Source organism: Mannheimia granulomatis, assembly GCF_013377255.1.
Lineage (GTDB): Bacteria > Pseudomonadota > Gammaproteobacteria > Enterobacterales > Pasteurellaceae > Mannheimia > Mannheimia granulomatis.
In genome coordinates this window covers 752,501-769,970 of sequence record NZ_CP016614.1, presented here as the reverse complement: position 1 = coordinate 769,970, position 17,470 = coordinate 752,501, and the positions used below count along the sequence as shown (strand labels likewise).

Annotated in this window: 15 protein-coding genes and 2 rRNA genes (1 of these 17 only partly in view); 10 read left to right on the top strand and 7 right to left on the bottom strand. The window is 40.8% G+C overall.

The genetic code is table 11. The features are described 5' to 3' along the window. Window position 1: 1 nt before the first annotated feature. Window positions 2-1,156 carry a galactokinase gene (gene galK, locus A6B41_RS03595; protein ID WP_027074982.1) on the top strand — a complete coding sequence of 385 codons (1,155 nt, stop codon included), beginning with the start codon at window positions 2-4 and terminating at the stop codon, window positions 1,154-1,156. A 129-nt stretch (window positions 1,157-1,285) separates the two neighbouring features. Next, complete coding sequence (locus A6B41_RS03590; protein WP_027074983.1) at window positions 1,286-2,254, top strand: galactose-1-epimerase; 969 nt, start codon at window positions 1,286-1,288, stop codon at window positions 2,252-2,254. 34 nt (window positions 2,255-2,288) lie between these two features. Here the strand turns inward: A6B41_RS03590 and A6B41_RS03585 are convergent, their stop codons facing one another. Further along, entirely contained in the window at window positions 2,289-2,846 is a 558-nt protein-coding gene (locus tag A6B41_RS03585; protein WP_027074984.1) for a YtfJ family protein, read from the bottom strand. 192 nt (window positions 2,847-3,038) lie between these two features. Here A6B41_RS03585 and yajC point away from each other — a divergent pair, with 192 nt between their 5' ends. From yajC to A6B41_RS03560, 5 genes are all read left to right on the top strand, one after another. Next, entirely contained in the window at window positions 3,039-3,332 is a 294-nt protein-coding gene (yajC, locus tag A6B41_RS03580; RefSeq protein WP_027074985.1) for a preprotein translocase subunit YajC, read from the top strand. 28 nt (window positions 3,333-3,360) lie between these two features. Next, window positions 3,361-5,202 (top strand): protein translocase subunit SecD, encoded by a 1,842-nt coding sequence (gene secD, locus A6B41_RS03575; RefSeq protein WP_084493773.1) that lies wholly within the window; start codon window positions 3,361-3,363, stop codon window positions 5,200-5,202. A gap of 10 nt (window positions 5,203-5,212) precedes the next feature. Next, complete coding sequence (gene secF / locus A6B41_RS03570; RefSeq protein WP_027074987.1) at window positions 5,213-6,187, top strand: protein translocase subunit SecF; 975 nt, start codon at window positions 5,213-5,215, stop codon at window positions 6,185-6,187. A gap of 124 nt (window positions 6,188-6,311) precedes the next feature. Further along, entirely contained in the window at window positions 6,312-7,613 is a 1,302-nt protein-coding gene (locus A6B41_RS03565; protein WP_027074988.1) for an NCS2 family permease, read from the top strand. A gap of 209 nt (window positions 7,614-7,822) precedes the next feature. Then, entirely contained in the window at window positions 7,823-8,860 is a 1,038-nt protein-coding gene (locus A6B41_RS03560; protein ID WP_027074989.1) for an ABC transporter substrate-binding protein, read from the top strand. A 116-nt stretch (window positions 8,861-8,976) separates the two neighbouring features. Here the strand turns inward: A6B41_RS03560 and A6B41_RS03555 are convergent, their stop codons facing one another. The 4 genes from A6B41_RS03555 to A6B41_RS03540 form a co-directional block, all read right to left on the bottom strand. After that, window positions 8,977-10,257 (bottom strand): NAD(P)/FAD-dependent oxidoreductase, encoded by a 1,281-nt coding sequence (locus A6B41_RS03555; protein WP_027074990.1) that lies wholly within the window; start codon window positions 10,255-10,257, stop codon window positions 8,977-8,979. Window positions 10,258-10,426: 169 nt separating this feature from the next. Continuing rightward, complete coding sequence (locus A6B41_RS03550; RefSeq protein WP_027074991.1) at window positions 10,427-10,915, bottom strand: SprT family zinc-dependent metalloprotease; 489 nt, start codon at window positions 10,913-10,915, stop codon at window positions 10,427-10,429. Then, window positions 10,915-11,625 (bottom strand): ribonuclease T2 family protein, encoded by a 711-nt coding sequence (locus tag A6B41_RS03545; RefSeq protein ID WP_027074992.1) that lies wholly within the window; start codon window positions 11,623-11,625, stop codon window positions 10,915-10,917. Before A6B41_RS03545 ends, A6B41_RS03550 begins: the two co-directional genes overlap by 1 nt. An 83-nt stretch (window positions 11,626-11,708) precedes the next feature. Continuing rightward, complete coding sequence (locus tag A6B41_RS03540; RefSeq protein WP_027074993.1) at window positions 11,709-12,026, bottom strand: TfoX/Sxy family protein; 318 nt, start codon at window positions 12,024-12,026, stop codon at window positions 11,709-11,711. 56 nt (window positions 12,027-12,082) lie between these two features. Between A6B41_RS03540 and A6B41_RS03535 the strand changes: the two genes are divergently transcribed. The 3 genes from A6B41_RS03535 (at window position 12,083) to A6B41_RS03525 (ending at window position 15,078) form a co-directional block, all read left to right on the top strand. Then, window positions 12,083-12,925, top strand: coding sequence for a patatin-like phospholipase family protein (locus A6B41_RS03535; RefSeq protein ID WP_027074994.1), 843 nt, complete (start codon window positions 12,083-12,085; stop codon window positions 12,923-12,925). A gap of 153 nt (window positions 12,926-13,078) precedes the next feature. Continuing rightward, a complete protein-coding gene (metK, locus tag A6B41_RS03530) occupies window positions 13,079-14,230 on the top strand; it encodes a methionine adenosyltransferase (protein ID WP_027074995.1) in 1,152 nt (383 codons plus the stop codon). 95 nt (window positions 14,231-14,325) lie between these two features. Beyond that, window positions 14,326-15,078, top strand: a complete 753-nt coding sequence (locus A6B41_RS03525; protein WP_027074996.1) for a TatD family hydrolase — start codon at window positions 14,326-14,328, stop codon at window positions 15,076-15,078. 133 nt (window positions 15,079-15,211) lie between these two features. Here the strand turns inward: A6B41_RS03525 and rrf are convergent. After that, a 5S ribosomal RNA gene (rrf, locus tag A6B41_RS03520) occupies window positions 15,212-15,327 on the bottom strand. Between the two features lie 181 nt (window positions 15,328-15,508). After that, a 23S ribosomal RNA gene (locus tag A6B41_RS03515) occupies window positions 15,509-17,470 on the bottom strand (it continues 940 nt past the right edge of the window).

Below are 17,470 nucleotides of genomic sequence, written 5' to 3'. Positions count from 1 at the left end.
AATGAAACCACAAGAAATTGCCATTCAAAAATTTGAACAACATTTTGGTTACACCGCTGAACGTACCGTTTTTGCCCCGGGTCGGGTGAATATTATCGGTGAACATACTGATTATAACGATGGTTTTGTGATGCCTTGTGCCATTAATTATGGCACTGCGGTGAGTTTTGCCAAACGGGACGACCATAAATGGTGTGTATTTGCTATCGATCTTAACGAACAAGATGAGTTTGATTTAAGCCAGCCAATCACCCAAAGTGAACATAAATGGGCAAACTATGTGCGTGGTGTGGTCAAATATATTCAAGCCCAATATCCCGATTTCAAACAGGGGGCAGATTTAGCCATCACCAGCGATGTACCGATGTCATCAGGCTTAAGTTCCTCAGCCGCACTCGAAATTTCCATTGGAAAAACTGCTCAACTATTGGGAGATTTACCGTTTTCATTACAACAAATCGCTTTAATCGGACAGGAAGCGGAAAATAAATTTGTCGGCTGTAACTGTGGCAATATGGATCAGCTCACCTCAGCATTAGGGCAAAAAGATCATTTGGTAATGATTGACTGCCGCTCTCTTGAAATCACGCCAACCCCTGTGCCACAAGGCTATTCGATTGCAATCATTAACTCTAATGTAAAACACGACTTGGTGACAGGCGAATACAACAGCCGCCGTCAAGAGTGCGAATTTGCCGCTCATTTTTTTGGAAAAGATAAATTGCGTGATGTCACCGCCGAGCAATTTATTGAGCGAGCCGCCGAATTAAACGAAGTCAATGAACTTGCTTATAAACGAGCTAAACATATCATTAGTGAAAACCAACGCGTGTTGGAAGCAGCAGAAGCATTAAAAGCGAATGATATGGTAAAACTAGGCGAATTAATGGCACAATCTCACGACTCTATGCGTGATGATTTTGAGATCACTATTCCGGAAATTGATTATTTGGTCGAACTTGCACAAAGGGCTATCGGGAAAAATGGCGGGGCAAGAATGACAGGTGGCGGCTTCGGTGGTTGCATTGTCTGTTTAGTACCAAATGATAAAGTAGCGTCTCTTCGTCAGCTCGTTGCTGAAAACTATGAAAAGCAGACCGGTATTAAAGAAACTTTCCACCTTTGCACTGCTTCTGATGGTGTGCGTGAGGTATAAGCTTTCCCTAGCGCGAGCCGTGCTGAGTTAAATTCTCCCAGCTCCTCTGGGGCTGAAAAAATAGAGAGCTACAGCGTGGCTCAGATTTTCTAACCCCCATACGGCTCGTATGGGGCAAAGAGGTAATCTATGAATCTATTCACTCTGGAAAACCCATTTTTAAAAATCACCCTATCCGATTTAGGTGCCTCTTGGTTATCCTGTATAGTCAAAATGCCAAATGAAGAACGGGAAGTATTAGTTACAACATCTGCAAAAAATTGGCAAAAACAGACCGCTTACTTCGGGGCGACGATTGGTCGCTACGCTAACCGTATTGCCAATGCCGAATATTCACTGAACGGTAAAACCTATCAGCTTGGCAAAAATAACGGCAATAATAATTTGCACGGAGGGGCTTTAGGTGGAGATAAAGTCATATGGACATTGGAAAGCCAAAGCGAACAAGCGGTTAAATTTTCCTATATTTTTGCAGATGGCGAAGAAGGCTTTGGCGGTGAAGTGCAAGCAACTGTAGAATATCGTTTAGAACAAAACGAACTGAAAATTCTATTTAATGCCAAGGCTAATCAAGACACTCCGCTTTGTTTAACCAATCACGCATATTTTAATTTGCAAGGCTTTGGCGATGTGTTAAATCACCAACTGATGATTAATGCCGAGGCTTATCTACCTGTGGACGAAAGTGGTATTCCCAATGCTCCACTGAAAAAAGTGGACGGTACCAGCTTTGATTTCCGCACAGCGAAAACAATTGGGCAAGATTTGTTAAAAGAGACCGATCAAAAAGCGGTAAAAGGTTACGATCACGCATTTCAGCTTGCAAAAAACTCGCAAAATCCGACCGCTTGTTTAACTGTATCGGATCTAAAAATGGAACTTCGGACCTCAATGCCGGCTTTACAACTCTATACGGGCAACTGGCTAAAAGGGCAACCGAATGTAAAAGGCGGTGAATATGAGGATTATGCAGGTGTAGCACTAGAACCTGAGTTTTTCCCGAACTCGGTGAATCAACCTGAATTATTACAATTTGGGGGAATTACTAAGGACGGGGAAACTTATCAGCATTCAATAAGTTATCGCTTTATTCTATAAATAAATGAGGGGCTATTTATCCCCTCATTTCAACTTATTGAGTTAATGTTTTTACCAAACTAATCACATCTTCAATTTGCTTAGCGGATAATTTGCCTTCGGCAGTAAACTGCACTTTCCCTGATTTATCAAGCACCGCAATAAAGCTTTCTTTTTCTTTTAAGCCCCAAGCTTTTTTTACATTCCCTTGTTGATCTAATACAACTTGGCTGTGCGGATTGTCTAATTTTCCGTTTTCTACACTATTTTTTACAAATAAACCTGTGCCGACAATTGCATCATCTGCATTTACGATAGTGACAGTTTGGTATTTACTGCGATCAAAGCCGGCACTTTTAATCGCTGTCATCAAAGCTTCATTTTTCTCTTTAACCGAAGTTCTACCTGCAAAATGGTGGATAACACGCACCTTTCCACTTAGCGATGACGAACTCCAATTTTTATAAGACACTTTTCCACCCGAAACGGTTAATTCGCCATCTTTGGCAACTGCAACATTAGGCATAGATTGATTTAGCTGTACATTGTGAGCAAATGCCGCATTTGCAAAAATTAAGCCAAAAATAACCGCTAGTTGAGATGATTTTCTCATTTTTTCTCCTTACATTTATAAAATTTATCCCGACACGGAATCAAATAAACCGATTTTACTCAAATCTTTGTTTAAAAGAAAAGCATTCGATGAATTTTTCTACTCGTTAATTCATTGAATTTATGGTATTTTAACAGACGTTTTTACAGCATTTATTTTTTTATTCATTTATAACAATTTAAGGAGCTTTATATGCAACAAGGCAGCGGAATGGAGATGATCTTTATCCTGATTATTTTCGGTGCAATTTTCTATTTCATGATTTATCGCCCACAAGCAAAACGCCAAAAACAACAACGCGAATTACTTGCAAGCCTGGCAAAAGGTGAAGAAGTATTAACCAGCGGTGGTTTAATCGGTAAAATCACAAAAGTAACTGCGGATAATGATAATATCGTCATTGCATTAAATGATACAACAGAAGTTACTATCAAACGTGATTTCGTGGTTGCAGTGCTACCGAAAGGTTCATTAAAATCGCTTTAATTAAACATTTAACATTTGGGGATTTATTGTGTTAAACCGTTTCCCTCTATGGAAGAATTTAATGGTGATCTTCGTGATCGCCATTGGTGCTTTATATGCCCTTCCAAATTTATATGGCGAAGATCCGTCAGTGCAAATTTCCGGCACTCGTGGTCAAGAAGCAACGTCTGAAACTCTTGCTCAAGTACAATCCACACTTTCATCCATGAACATTCAGCCAAAATCTGCCGTGCTGGAAAACGGCTCGATTTTAGTTCGCTTGGAACAGGATGATCAACAACTTCCTGCCAAAGAAAAAATTTCCGAAGTATTAGGTAACAAATATTCTGTGGCATTAAACCTTGCACCTGCAACACCAAGTTGGCTAAGCAATATTGGTGGTAGCCCAATGAAACGTGGTTTAGATCTGCGTGGCGGTGTACGTTTTTTAATGGAAGTTGACATGAATACGGCACTTGCAAAACAACAAGATTCTTTGCAAGACAGCCTACGTAATGATTTCCGTAAAGAAAAATTACAGTATAAAGCGGTCAAAAAAGGCGAAAATTTTGCAACTGAAATTGAGTTTATTGATAACGAAACCGCTGAAAAAGCAGGACGTTTAATTCGTCGTGCACATCCTAATTTAGATATTTTAATTAAAGAAAATAATCTTACTTTAACACAATCTGCGCAAGCTTTATCTGATTCTCGTAGTTCAGCAATTGAACAAAACTTATCAATTTTGCGTAAACGTGTTGAAGAATTAGGCGTTTCTGAGCCAACTATTCAACGCCAAGGTGCAGATCGTATTGTGGTTGAATTACCGGGTGTGCAAGATACAGCTCGTGCAAAAGAACTTCTAGGGGCAACCGCAACCCTTGAATTCCGCTTGGTGAACACCGAAGCGAATGTTGCCTCTGCTGCCCGTGGTATCGTGCCGGCTGATTCGGAAGTCCAAAGCACCCGTGACGGTGAACCTGTAGTCTTACGTCGTAAGCCTTCTTTAGGCGGTGAACATATTATTGATGCAACCGCAGGTAAAGATGAGCGTGGTTTACCACAAGTTAGTATCAAGCTAGATACTGCAGGTGGTGAAATGATGGGCGAAATCACTAAAATGGCAATCAAAAAACCGATGGCTACTCTTTATACCGAATTTAAAGATTCCGGACGTAAAGATGCTAACGGCAAGGTAATTCTTGAGAAACACCAAGAAGTGATTAATGTTGCAACTATTCAAACACGTCTTGGCAATAATTTCCAAATTACCGGCATTAACTCACCAGCTGAAGCACAGAACTTATCGGTGTTATTACGTTCAGGCGCTTTAATTGCTCCAATTGTGATTGTAGAAGAACGCACTATCGGTGCATCACTCGGTACAGATAACGTGAAGCAGGGTATGGATGCCGGCATGTTAGGGCTTGGCTTAACTATCCTATTCTGTTTGGCTTACTATAAAATGTTTGGTGTGTTTGCTTCTTTTGCTTTACTTGCCAATATGGTGCTAACCGTAGGTTTAATGTCATTAATCGGTGCAACACTGACAATGCCGGGTATTGCAGGGATTGTGCTTGCGGTAGGTATGTCGGTGGATGCAAACGTACTGATTTATGAGCGGATTAAAGAAGAGCTGCGTAATGGTCGCTCAATTCAACAAGCAATTGATGAAGGCTATAACGGTGCATTCTCCAGTATTTTTGATTCAAACTTGACTACAATCTTAACCTCATTAGTGCTTTACGGTGTTGGAACCGGGCCTGTAAAAGGCTTTGCCGTAACACTTGCATTGGGGGTAATTATCTCTATGTTTACCGCCATTACAGGAACCCGTATGCTGGTAAACTGGATGTATGGTGGCAAACGCGTGAAGAAACTCTGGATTTAAGGTGGAATAAATGGCTATTGAAAATGTAACAAAAGATGTAGCAGACATTAAGCTGCCTTATAAACTGATTCCTTTTATGAGATACCGTTACATTGGTTTTGTTTTCTCATTAATTGTGTCTGCACTATGTATTTTCACAATTGTAACAAAAGGATTTAACTGGGGGTTAGACTTTACCGGCGGTACAGTCATCGAGACTCAATTCTCTCAACCTGCAGATTTAGCTAAGCTACGCTCTGAGCTTGAAAACAGCGGTTATGGTAGTGCATTGGTACAAACAACCGGCAGCCAAAAAGATCTGATGATTCGTTTGTCTGCTAATGCCGGTGATATGACGGTGGGTAATAAAGTGATGGATATGATCCATCAAAAATTAGACCCAAATGCCGTTATCAAAAGTATTGAGTTTGTTGGACCTAATGTAGGTGAAGAGCTTACACAAGGAGCAATTTATGCAACCCTTGCCACGCTTGCAATGCTATTAATTTACGTAGGCACTCGCTTTGAATGGCGTTTAGCGGTAGGCGGTATTGTAGCCCTTTTCCATGATGTATTGGTAACCATTGGTATCTTTTCATTCTTACAGATTGAAATTGACCTAACCTTCGTGGCTGCTATTTTGTCTGTGGTAGGCTACTCACTAAATGACTCTATCGTCGTATTCGACCGTGTGCGGGAAAACTTTGTCAAAATTCGTCGGGCAAGCTCTATTGAAATTATTGATATTTCTTTAAGCCAAACACTTTCCCGTACTTTAATGACCTCGGTGACTACTCTATTCGTAGTACTGGCACTCTTCTATTTGGGAGGTCCAACATTACATAGTTTCTCCCTTGCATTATTGATTGGTATTGGTTTCGGTACTTATTCATCTATTTATATTGCAATTGGTGTTGCCCTACAACTTGGCTTGAAGCGTGAACATATGCTTCAACCTACTGTGGAAAAAGAAGGGGCAGATCAAGATTCATTTATTGATTACTAATATTTTTACAAGCAGGATTTATTCCTGCTTTTATTTTTCAAGCTGCGCAAACGTTTGCTATTTTTTTAGAATTTCTGTAGAATTCAGCTTCCAAAATTTTCTCTATTTCTCTTTTGAGGTTTCTATGTCCTTATTTAAATTTGAAGAACGAGGTTCAAACGTTCGTCAAGAAGTGATTGCCGGTTTAACGACATTCTTAGCAATGGTTTATTCTGTCATTGTTGTACCGGGAATGTTAAGCCAAGCTGGGTTTCCTGCAGAATCTGTATTTATTGCAACTTGTTTAGTTTCCGGACTTGGTTCAATTTTAATCGGATTATGGGCTAATGCTCCTATGGCAATCGGATGTGCCATTTCTCTTACCGCCTTTACCGCATTCAGTCTGGTTCTAGGACAACAAGTTTCTATCCCTGTTGCCTTAGGAGCTATCTTCTTAATGGGAGTTGTTTTTACCATCATTTCTGCAACAGGCATTCGAACTTGGATTCTGCGTAATTTACCAAGCAGTATTGCACACGGTGCCGGCATTGGAATTGGCTTATTCCTGCTTATTATAGCTGCAACCAACGTGAAATTAGTCATTAATAGCGGAATGGATATTCCGGTCAAACTAGGTGATTTCACCTCATTCCCTGTTTTAATGTCTTTAATCGGCTTGGCTGCAATTATCGGCTTAGAAAAACTTAAAGTAAAAGGAAGTATTTTGTGGGTAATTATCGCCATCACGATTGTTGGTTTAATCTTTGATCCAAATGTAAAATATTCAGGCTTTTTCAAAATGCCAAGTTTTGGAGAAAATTCCCAATTCTTAAATCTAGATATTATGGGAGCATTAAATACGGCGATTTTACCTGTCGTATTCGCCTTAGTAATGACCGCTATTTTTGATGCAACAGGTACAATTCGAGCCGTTGCAGGACAAGCAAATTTATTAGATAAAGAAGGTCAGATAATCAATGGTGATAAAGCTCTAACATCAGACTCATTCGGCTCAATTTTATCCGGCTTATTCGGCACGGCTCCCGCTGCAGTGTACATTGAATCCGCAGCAGGTACAGCAGTAGGCGGTAAAACGGGCTTAACTGCGGTCGTGGTCGGTATCGGCTTCTTATTTATGCTGTTTTTCCAACCACTTGCTTTCTTAGTACCAAGTTATGCAACCGCACCTGCTTTGATGTATGTGGGTTTATTAATGCTAAGTAATGTATCTAAATTAGATTTTAGTGATTTCGTAGGTGCAATGGCAGGCTTAGTTTGTGCAGTATTTATTGTATTAACTGCTAATATCGTAACAGGTATTATGTTAGGTTTTGCAACTCTTGTGATCGGTCGCCTAATTTCAGGAGAAGCTAGAAAACTCAATATCGGCACTGTTATGATTGCAGTAATCTTAGTCGCCTTTTACGCTTTTGAATTAGCAATTTAATTTTGCAAAAAAATAGCTAAAAATGATCGCTTACAGCACAAAACAAGCGGTCATTTTTGTTTTAAAATTTGCAAGATAGCCGAAACTCATTGAAATAATAGGCTAGAATTAGATTCTTTGAGCGTATTTTATCGCTTGTAATTATTTCCACTCTTGGTCTGAGATGATAGACTGCGTCATCTATTTTATTTATATTATTCAGGAAAATCATGAAATCCTTTAGATTGAAATCTTTATTATTCAGTTTAGGCTTTGCCACTACTTTATTATCTGCTAACACCGCACAAGCAGAAGGTCGTTTAACCGTTTACTGCTCGGTACAAAATAATGTATGTGAAGATATAACCAAACAATTTTCACAGAAATACAATGTAGAAACCCAATTTATCCACGGTGGAACAGGCACTATTTTTGGTAAAATCAAAGCAGAATCCGCCAATCCGCAAGCAGATATTTGGTTTGGCGGTACTATTGAGCCTCACTTTCAAGCGGGTGAGTTAGGCTTACTAGAAGCTTATCGCTCACCGTTACAGGCAGAAATCTTACCTCAATTTAAATCTTTAGTGGAAAGCGAACAAGGAAAATTCACCTCTATCATTTATATGTTAGTACTTGGTTTTGGCGTAAACAGTGAGAAATTAGCTAAGCTTGGCGTACCAACTCCAAAAACATGGGAAGATTTACTTGATCCTCGTTTAAAAGGTGAAGTGCAGCTGCCCGACCCTCGTAGCTCAGGCACAACCTATACTCTAATTACCACCCTCTCGACTTTATGGGGGGAAGAAAAAGCCTTTGATTATTTGAAAAAGCTAGACAACAACATTTCTCAATATGTAAAAAGCACTTTAGTCACCAGTAATTTAGCCCGTGGTGAAAGTGCGGTTACTGTTGGATTTGTGCACAGTTATGCCACTGAAAAAGAGAAAGGTGCACCGGTGGAAGCGGTTATCCCACAAGGTAAAGTAGGCTATGCCTTAGGTGGAGTAAGTATTTTAAAAAATGCTCGTAACTTAGAAAATGCAAAACTGTTTATGGATTGGGTACTGTCTAAAGAAGCCCAAGAAATCCCATGGCGGCAACATGGCGTATACCAAACACCAACTAATGTAACTGCCGAAGTTGCACCGCAATCGACTAAAGCAGATGCATTAGAGTTTATTAAAATTGACTATAAAAAAGCCGGCTCAAGTGAAGAAGGTAAACGCTTAGTCGATAAATGGTTAGCCGAAATCAAACTGGCTAAATAATATCAACTAATTGCAAAATTAAGTGAAAAAATAACCGCTTGTAAGATGTAAATCACAACATCAAACAAGCGGTTTTTTGATTATCGTAGTCACGATAATTGCGATTAAATTAGAATTTAATGCAACTTCATCGTTGGTCTTAAGAATCGGTTAATCTGCCCAACTAACACAATCAAGCCGGTTTTTACACAGCCGTGTAAAGCAACTTGGTGCATTCGGTAAAGTGATAAGTAAGCAAGGCGGGCAATTTTACCTTCAATAAACATATCCCCACTAACCAGATTTCCCATTAAATTCCCCACAGTACCAAATTTTGAGAAGGAGAGCAGCGAGCCCTTATCTTTAAATTTGAACGGTTTCATCTCTTTACCTTCAATGAGGGCAACAATATTTTTTCCACATTGGCTTGCCATCTGGTGTGCAGCTTGAGCTCGTGGTGGAATCGGTTTGCCGTCTTGTATTAACGCCGCACAATCTCCAATCACAAACACCGAATCATCCACTGTAGTTTGCAAGGTATCTTTAACTTCAATCTGATTTAAACGATTAGTCTCAAAGCCAAATTCTCGAGTGATTTCAGGGGCTTTTACACCTGCTGCCCACACCATAATATCGGCTTCAATTTTTTCGCCTAGGCGAGTCATTAAACCGTCAGGGCGAGCCTCTGTAATCATTGTTCCCAAACGCACATCCACCCCGGCTTTTTTCAATTCATGGAAAGCAGAAATAGAGACTCTTTCCGGCAAGGCAGGAATAAGGCGTGGGCCTGCTTCGACTAACGTGACTTTTAAGCTTGCACGATTTAACTTACCAAACCCGTAAGAGTTTAAATTCTTCGCTACATTATAAAGCTCCGCCGATAACTCAATACCGGTTGCCCCACCGCCAACAATTGCAATTTTTACATCTTTATCTTCACTATGAGAGAAATGTAAAAACAGCTCCATCAGACGTTTTTGGAAAGCTCTTGCCTGTTCTGAACTATCAAGAAAAATACAGTTTTCCGCTACACCTTTAGTACCAAAATCATTTGATTTACTACCGATTGCAATAACCAATTTATCATAACGAATATTACGTTCTTTCACTAATAACTGGTTATGATCGTTATAAATTGGAGCAAGAGAAACCGATTTATTTTCTCTATCTACTGCAACTAAAGTACCTTGCTGAAATTCAAAACCATGATTTTTTGCATGAGCCCGATAACTTAATGCATCCGTACCCTCATCTAAGGTTCCTGTTGCTACCTCATGTAATAAAGGTTTCCATAAATGGGTAGCATTACGATCAATTAAAATGACTTTTGCTTTCTGCTTACGCCCTAGCTTATTACCCAAATAGGTTGCAAGCTCCAATCCACCGGCACCACCGCCTACAATAACAATAGTTTCCATAAAAATACTCCGAAAATGTAAAGTTAAGATTAAAATTTAGATACTAAAATGCATTGTATGCGCGAAAAGAATAATGTCTAGTAAATTAGTAAGGTTATTACTTTTATAGGCTGAAAAATAGATAACAAGCGGTCTATATTTAGTAATTTTTGGCAAATTAAGAGGACGACTAACCAGAAAAATGAAGTTTTGTTTTACACAAACGGCAAATATAACTTCGCTTATTACGCATCACTGCATTATGCCTGCGAATGGACAGTTGGTGAGTTTGGCAAGCACATTGATAGCTAAATTGCTGCTGCACACTTTGAACATCAAAACAGTGATAGATTTCAGCCGGTACACCCAAGACGGTTTCCATCATCATTTTCCATTCTTTGCCGTGCGATTGCACCCGCCCAAAATGTTGATAAACCAAAATATGAGCCAGCTCGTGTGGCACAACTTGACTAACAAACTCCAATCCATTTTCCTGTAATAAAACAGGATTGAAGCGAACTTCATTACGTTCCAAATAGGCAACACCGGCTTTTACACCACGAACCGCATAGCTGACGGTAGGTTGTATAAAAGTTTTATTGAAATAGGTATTGGCACGTTCCAGATCACGCTTAAGCTGACGTTGAACCTGCATTTTCAGTTGACGAAGATTAGACATTAACGCGGGCAATCCATCGGCTGCCATTGTTTGTTATAGCAAATATAGAGTTCATCTTTGCCGCCACTTAAATAAACATCTCTTAATTGCGGATTATTGGCTTTTATCCACTTAAACAGCTCTGATTTTGACATCTCAAAATCAGGCAAAGTCAGCTCGTTATAAAGTGATTTTTGCTTACTGAAATAATCCTCAGCTTGATTAAAGGCACAAGCGCCATGTTTTTCCCATTCGCCTTGCAAAAGCGTAGCCCCCGGTGATTCCGGCAGATATTTTTTAATCGTATTTTCCTCAACCATCGGCAAATCACCCTGACAGTAACGTGGATGATCTTCCACACTACGGGCTTCCTCACTTTGTGGCCATAGGCCGTGAATCACCCAACCAAATTCTTGGTTACTATCACATTGATATTTCAAATGCTGTGGTACTTTACCATTGTTATTACGTCTCTGTTTTTGGCAAAATGCCGGAGACCATGAAAGCGCAAGAGTGTAATAATCAGTATCCACAACATTTTGCTTCAAACGGTCATTTTTCATCTGAACATCGTAATTGCCTAAAGACGAATTTGCCAACTGAGTGCTTTGTTGTGTTTGTTTCTGTTTCGTTGTTCTAGGCGGCTCTTTTTTCCCCGCATCGTTAAAAAAGTAGGAAATACTCGCCAGCACGACCAACACAATAAGGGATACAATTTTTTTCTGATTCATTTTCATTTATTTAATATCTTGTTGAATATAAAACTCTCGGATTCCAACAGCAAGCGGTGATATTTTGCAAATTTTTTACAAAATCAGACCGCTTGTAAACCCAAACGAATCCATTTTTTCAATTCGTCGGAATCTTCTACTGCGTATTCAGGGATTGTCCAATAGTGCATTTTATTTATTTTACCTTTGGCAAAATAACTAAATTGCTCGGCATTTTCCGCTAAAAACAGAGGCAAGGTCTCGGCATTGGCTTTGACAAAAATTCGATAATCTTTGTTAATAATGGCCACAATTTTCTCACCAAAAAACAGGCAATAGTCACCAAACATCTTTTTTGAACGCAGCCCCGAAATTGACGAAAGCTGATCCAATAAAAAATGGATAAATTCTGCATTTGCCATATGATCTCCTTTAGCGAAAATTCGGGTTATAATACACAAATTACGGGGGAAATTATATGAAAATCGGATTAGTGCTTGAAGGCGGTGGCTTACGGGGCATTTTTACTGCAGGAGTGTTAGATATTTTCTTAGAAGAAAATATTCATATTGATGGCATAATTGGCGTTTCCGCCGGAGCATTATTTGGCGTAAATTTGCCCTCGAAACAAAAAGGAAGGGCCTTAAGATATAACAAAAAATATCTGCACGATAAAAGATATATGAGCATAAGTAGCTTACTTACAACAGGAAATATCATTAATCGAGACTTTGCCTTCTATGAATTACCGTTCACCCTTGATCCTTTCGATCAAGAAACTTTTCAGCAATCAAACACTGATTTCTGGGTAACCGTAACCAACATAGAAACAGGTGAACCTGAATACGTGAAAATCAATAATGCCTTTGAGCAGATGGAAGCTTTTCGTGCCACCTCAGCCATGCCGATTGTTTCAAAAATTGTGGAAATTGATGGCAAAAAATATTTAGACGGAGGCATTTCAGATAGTATTCCTTATCAAAAACTCCAAGCAATGGGATACGATAAAATTATTGTCGTCCTCACCCGCCCATTAGAATATCGTAAAAAGCCAAGCTCAATGTGGCTGTTTAAATGGTTTTATCAAAAATATCCGAAATTAATCGAGCGTTGGGAAAACCGTTATGCGGAATATAATCAGGCGGTTGAAGAGGTAATTCAACTTAATGAAAAACAAGAGATTTTTGTTATTCGCCCAAGCAAAACAATGAAAATCAGCCGCTTGGAAAAGAACCTCGACAGGCTACAAACTATGTATGATTTAGGCGTGGAAGATGCGAAAAATGCTCTTGCAGGATTAAGGCGTTATTTGAGCAAATAACAAAATACCATTTGCCTAAAAAGCTCAAAAAATATATTATAGACGTCTAGACGGAAATACTTCCAAACAAATTTTAGACAAGCGGTTGAAATATACAAAATTTTTGCAAAAAACGACCGCTTGTTATTATTTTAAATTAACGAGGAATAATTAATGGCTATTAATTTATTTACTTCTGAGTCAGTATCAGAAGGGCATCCGGATAAAATCGCAGACCAAATTTCAGATGCGGTGTTAGACGAAATTTTAAAACAAGACCCTAAAGCACGTGTGGCGTGTGAGACTTATGTAAAAACCGGTATGGCTTTAGTCGGTGGTGAAATCACAACATCAGCATGGGTAGATATTGAAAATTTAACCCGTCAAGTAATCTGCGATATTGGCTACACCCATTCTGATATGGGCTTTGATGCACACTCTTGTGCAGTCTTAAATGCAATTGGCAAACAATCTCCGGATATCAACCAAGGCGTTGATCGCGCAGATCCACTTGAGCAAGGTGCCGGTGACCAAGGTATTATGTTCGGCTATGCAACCAATGAAACAGAAGTATTAATGCCTGCACCGATTACCTATGCTCACCGTTTAATGGAACAACAAGCGATCGTTCGTAAATCAGGTAAATTAGACTGGCTACGCCCGGATGCGAAAAGCCAATTAACCTTCGCCTATGAAAACAACAAAATTGTGGGCATTGATGCAGTTGTACTTTCTACCCAGCATGCGGAACATATTTCCCAAAAAGATTTAATTGAAGGGGTGATGGAAGAGATTATCAAACCTATCTTACCAAGCGAATGGCTAAGCCAAAACACTAAATATTTCATTAACCCAACAGGCCGTTTTGTAATCGGTGGCCCAATGGGTGACTGTGGCTTAACCGGTCGTAAAATCATTGTTGATACTTACGGTGGTGCAGCTCGCCACGGTGGTGGTGCATTCTCGGGTAAAGACCCATCTAAAGTAGACCGCTCTGCTGCTTATGCTGCACGTTATGTAGCCAAAAATATCGTTGCTGCAGGCTTAGCAGAGCGTTGCGAAATCCAACTTTCTTACGCTATCGGTGTGGCTGATCCAACCTCAATTATGGTGGAAACTTTCGGCACAGGTAAAGTGAGCAACGAAACTTTAGTGAAATTAATCTACCAAAACTTTGACCTACGCCCTTACGGCTTAATCAAAATGTTAGATTTAATCAAACCAATCTACCGTGAAACTGCCGCTTACGGCCACTTCGGGCGTGAACATTTCCCTTGGGAGCAAACCGACAAAGCTGAAGCACTTCGTGCCGGAGCAGGTTTATAAGCAAATAAGGGCGAATATAATATTCGCCCTTATTTATTGGTCTATGGGGTAAAACATGTAAGGAAAATACCCCTAAAGATTAGCAGGAAGAAGATATGCTTTATGATAGCCATATTCACTTAGATCAATTTTCAGATGATGAAATCCGCTCTATTCTTCAAACACCTCAACTTGATAGTCTGCTTGCTGTAGCAACAGATTTAGCCAGTTGTAAACGCCTTTTAACACTTAAAGAGCAGTTTCCTAAACTTCATATTGCTGCCGGTTTCCACCCAGAACAGGCTCTACCCTCTGAAACGGAACAAGCTAAATTGTTTGATTGGATTGCAAAAAATCATACAAAATTAACCGCTTTAGGCGAAGTTGGCTTACCACACTATCTTAAACGGGAAACCCCACAACTAGATTACGCACCTTATATTACCTTACTTGAGCACTTTATTCTTCTCAGCAAGCGGTATAATTTACCTCTAAATTTGCATATCGTCTACGAAGATACTGATATCGCCCTTGAGCTACTCAGTAAACATAATATAAATAAAGCTCAATTCCACTGGTTTAAAGCTAATGATGATATGCTTGAAAAGCTATTGAGCACTAATTATTTTGCCAGCCTTACTCCAGATATTCTACATAATCCTAAAACTCAAAGAGTTGCCGAATATTTCCCTCTCGAACGCCTTCTTATCGAAACAGATGCTCCTTGGCAGTATGAAGGGTTTAGCAGAGTTGATATCGTTGAGCAACTTTTAGCTGTTGTGAAGAAAATTGCAGAAATTAAATCGATGCCAGTCGAGAAAATAGAAACACAACTATATAATAACTTTTTACAACTTATTACTACCTAGCAAACACTCATCCTTTTGCCCTTAAGCTATTATCTTTTATTCCAATTTCCTCTAAAATCCCCAAAACAAAAACCCCAAGCCTATCGCTAAGCTTGGGGTCGATTTTACTTATTTGCCTCTCGGCTGAATAATGCCCTGATGTTGCCCTACTCTCACATGCGGAATCCACACACTACCATCGGCGTCACTGCGTTTCACTTCTGAGTTCGGTATGGATTCAGGTGGCACCACAGCACTATCGACATCAGGAAAATCTTCGATGATTCAGACTTTCTTCGTCTTTACTTTTGTCTTTCTAAATTGTTTTGTTTGTTCTTTACTTTCTTCGGCTTTTGCCTTTAATTCGAAACAAGCTGTTTATTCTGAGTTGATTTGTTTAGTTTCTTTTGTTTAGTTTCTTCGCTTTCTGTCAAAAACACTTGAGCGTTGTATAGTTAAGCCTCTCGGGCAATTAGTATAGGTTAGCTCAACGGCTCACACCGCTTACACACCCTACCTATCTACGTCTTAGTCTTAAACAACCCTTACCAACTTATAGTCGGGGAGAACTCATCTCAAGGCAAGTTTCGTGCTTAGATGCTTTCAGCACTTATCTCTTCCGCACTTAGCTACCCGGCAATGCGTCTGGCGACACAACCGGAACACCAGGGGTGCGTCCACTCCGGTCCTCTCGTACTAGGAGCAGCCCCTCTCAATTCTCCAACGCCCACGGCAGATAGGGACCGAACTGTCTCACGACGTTCTAAACCCAGCTCGCGTACCACTTTAAATGGCGAACAGCCATACCCTTGGGACCTACTTCAGCCCCAGGATGTGATGAGCCGACATCGAGGTGCCAAACACCGCCGTCGATATGAACTCTTGGGCGGTATCAGCCTGTTATCCCCGGAGTACCTTTTATCCGTTGAGCGATGGCCCTTCCATTCAGAACCACCGGATCACTATGACCTGCTTTCGCACCTGCTCGACTTGTCTGTCTCGCAGTTAAGCTTGCTTATACCATTGCACTAACCTCACGATGTCCGACCGTGATTAGCAAACCTTCGTGCTCCTCCGTTACTCTTTGGGAGGAGACCGCCCCAGTCAAACTACCCACCAGACACTGTCCGAACACCCGATTAGGGCGCCTCGTTAGAACATCAAACGTTAAAGGGTGGTATTTCAAGGACGCCTCCACACAAACTAGCGTTCATGCTTCAAAGGCTCCCACCTATCCTACACATCAAAATTCAATGTTCAGTGTCAAGCTATAGTAAAGGTTCACGGGGTCTTTCCGTCTAGCCGCGGGTACACCGCATCTTCACGGCGATTTCAATTTCACTGAGTCTCGGGTGGAGACAGCCTGGCCATCATTATGCCATTCGTGCAGGTCGGAACTTACCCGACAAGGAATTTCGCTACCTTAGGACCGTTATAGTTACGGCCGCCGTTTACTGGGGCTTCGATCAGGAGCTTCTCTTTCGATAACACCATCAATTAACCTTCCAGCACCGGGCAGGCATCACACCCTATACGTCCACTTTCGTGTTTGCAGAGTGCTGTGTTTTTAATAAACAGTTGCAGCCAGCTGGTATCTTCGACCGGTTCAACCTTCGTGTGCAAGACACTACAATCTACGCCGGCGCACCTTCTCCCGAAGTTACGGTGCTATTTTGCCTAGTTCCTTCACCCGAGTTCTCTCAAGCGCCTGAGTATTCTCTACCTGACCACCTGTGTCGGTTTATAGTACGGTTTAGTGTAACCTGAAGCTTAGTGGCTTTTCCTGGAAGCGTGGTATCGGTTACTTCAGCTCCGTAGAGCCTCGTCATCACTTCTCGGCGTTAAAGAAGACCGGATTTGCCTAGTCTTCACACCTACCGGCTTAAACAGGGATTTCCAACACCCTGATAACCTAACCTTCTCCGTCCCCACATCGCAATTACACCAAGTACGGGAATATTAACCCGTTTCCCATCGACTACGCTTTTCAGCCTCGCCTTAGGGGCCGACTCACCCTGCCCCGATTAACGTTGGACAGGAACCCTTGGTCTTCCGGCGAACGAGTTTTTCACTCGTTTTATCGTTACTTATGTCAGCATTCGCACTTCTGATACGTCCAGCAAACCTCTCGATTCACCTTCTTCCGCTTACAGAACGCTCCCCTACCCAACAGTCTTTCGACTGATGCCGCAGCTTCGGTGCTATATTTTAGCCCCGTTACATCTTCCGCGCAGGCCGACTCGACTAGTGAGCTATTACGCTTTCTTTAAATGATGGCTGCTTCTAAGCCAACATCCTAGCTGTCTAAGCCTTCCCACTTCGTTTCCCACTTAATATAGACTTTGGGACCTTAGCTGGCGGTCTGGGTTGTTTCCCTCTCCACGATGGACGTTAGCACCCACCGTGTGTCTCC

Bases quoted from the DNA above. Each gene is read 5' to 3' on its own strand.
- A6B41_RS03535 (WP_027074994.1), top strand. From the start codon at position 12,083: ATGAAAATCGGATTAGTGCTTGAAGGCGGTGGCTTACGGGGCATTTTT.
- A6B41_RS03540 (WP_027074993.1), bottom strand. From the start codon at position 12,026: ATGGCAAATGCAGAATTTATCCATTTTTTATTGGATCAGCTTTCGTCA.
- galK (WP_027074982.1), top strand. From the start codon at position 2: ATGAAACCACAAGAAATTGCCATTCAAAAATTTGAACAACATTTTGGT.
- A6B41_RS03565 (WP_027074988.1), top strand. From the start codon at position 6,312: ATGTCCTTATTTAAATTTGAAGAACGAGGTTCAAACGTTCGTCAAGAA.
- A6B41_RS03590 (WP_027074983.1), top strand. From the start codon at position 1,286: ATGAATCTATTCACTCTGGAAAACCCATTTTTAAAAATCACCCTATCC.
- A6B41_RS03560 (WP_027074989.1), top strand. From the start codon at position 7,823: ATGAAATCCTTTAGATTGAAATCTTTATTATTCAGTTTAGGCTTTGCC.
- A6B41_RS03545 (WP_027074992.1), bottom strand. From the start codon at position 11,625: ATGAATCAGAAAAAAATTGTATCCCTTATTGTGTTGGTCGTGCTGGCG.
- yajC (WP_027074985.1), top strand. From the start codon at position 3,039: ATGCAACAAGGCAGCGGAATGGAGATGATCTTTATCCTGATTATTTTC.
- A6B41_RS03525 (WP_027074996.1), top strand. From the start codon at position 14,326: ATGCTTTATGATAGCCATATTCACTTAGATCAATTTTCAGATGATGAA.
- A6B41_RS03555 (WP_027074990.1), bottom strand. From the start codon at position 10,257: ATGGAAACTATTGTTATTGTAGGCGGTGGTGCCGGTGGATTGGAGCTT.
- A6B41_RS03585 (WP_027074984.1), bottom strand. From the start codon at position 2,846: ATGAGAAAATCATCTCAACTAGCGGTTATTTTTGGCTTAATTTTTGCA.
- A6B41_RS03550 (WP_027074991.1), bottom strand. From the start codon at position 10,915: ATGTCTAATCTTCGTCAACTGAAAATGCAGGTTCAACGTCAGCTTAAG.
- metK (WP_027074995.1), top strand. From the start codon at position 13,079: ATGGCTATTAATTTATTTACTTCTGAGTCAGTATCAGAAGGGCATCCG.
- secF (WP_027074987.1), top strand. From the start codon at position 5,213: ATGGCTATTGAAAATGTAACAAAAGATGTAGCAGACATTAAGCTGCCT.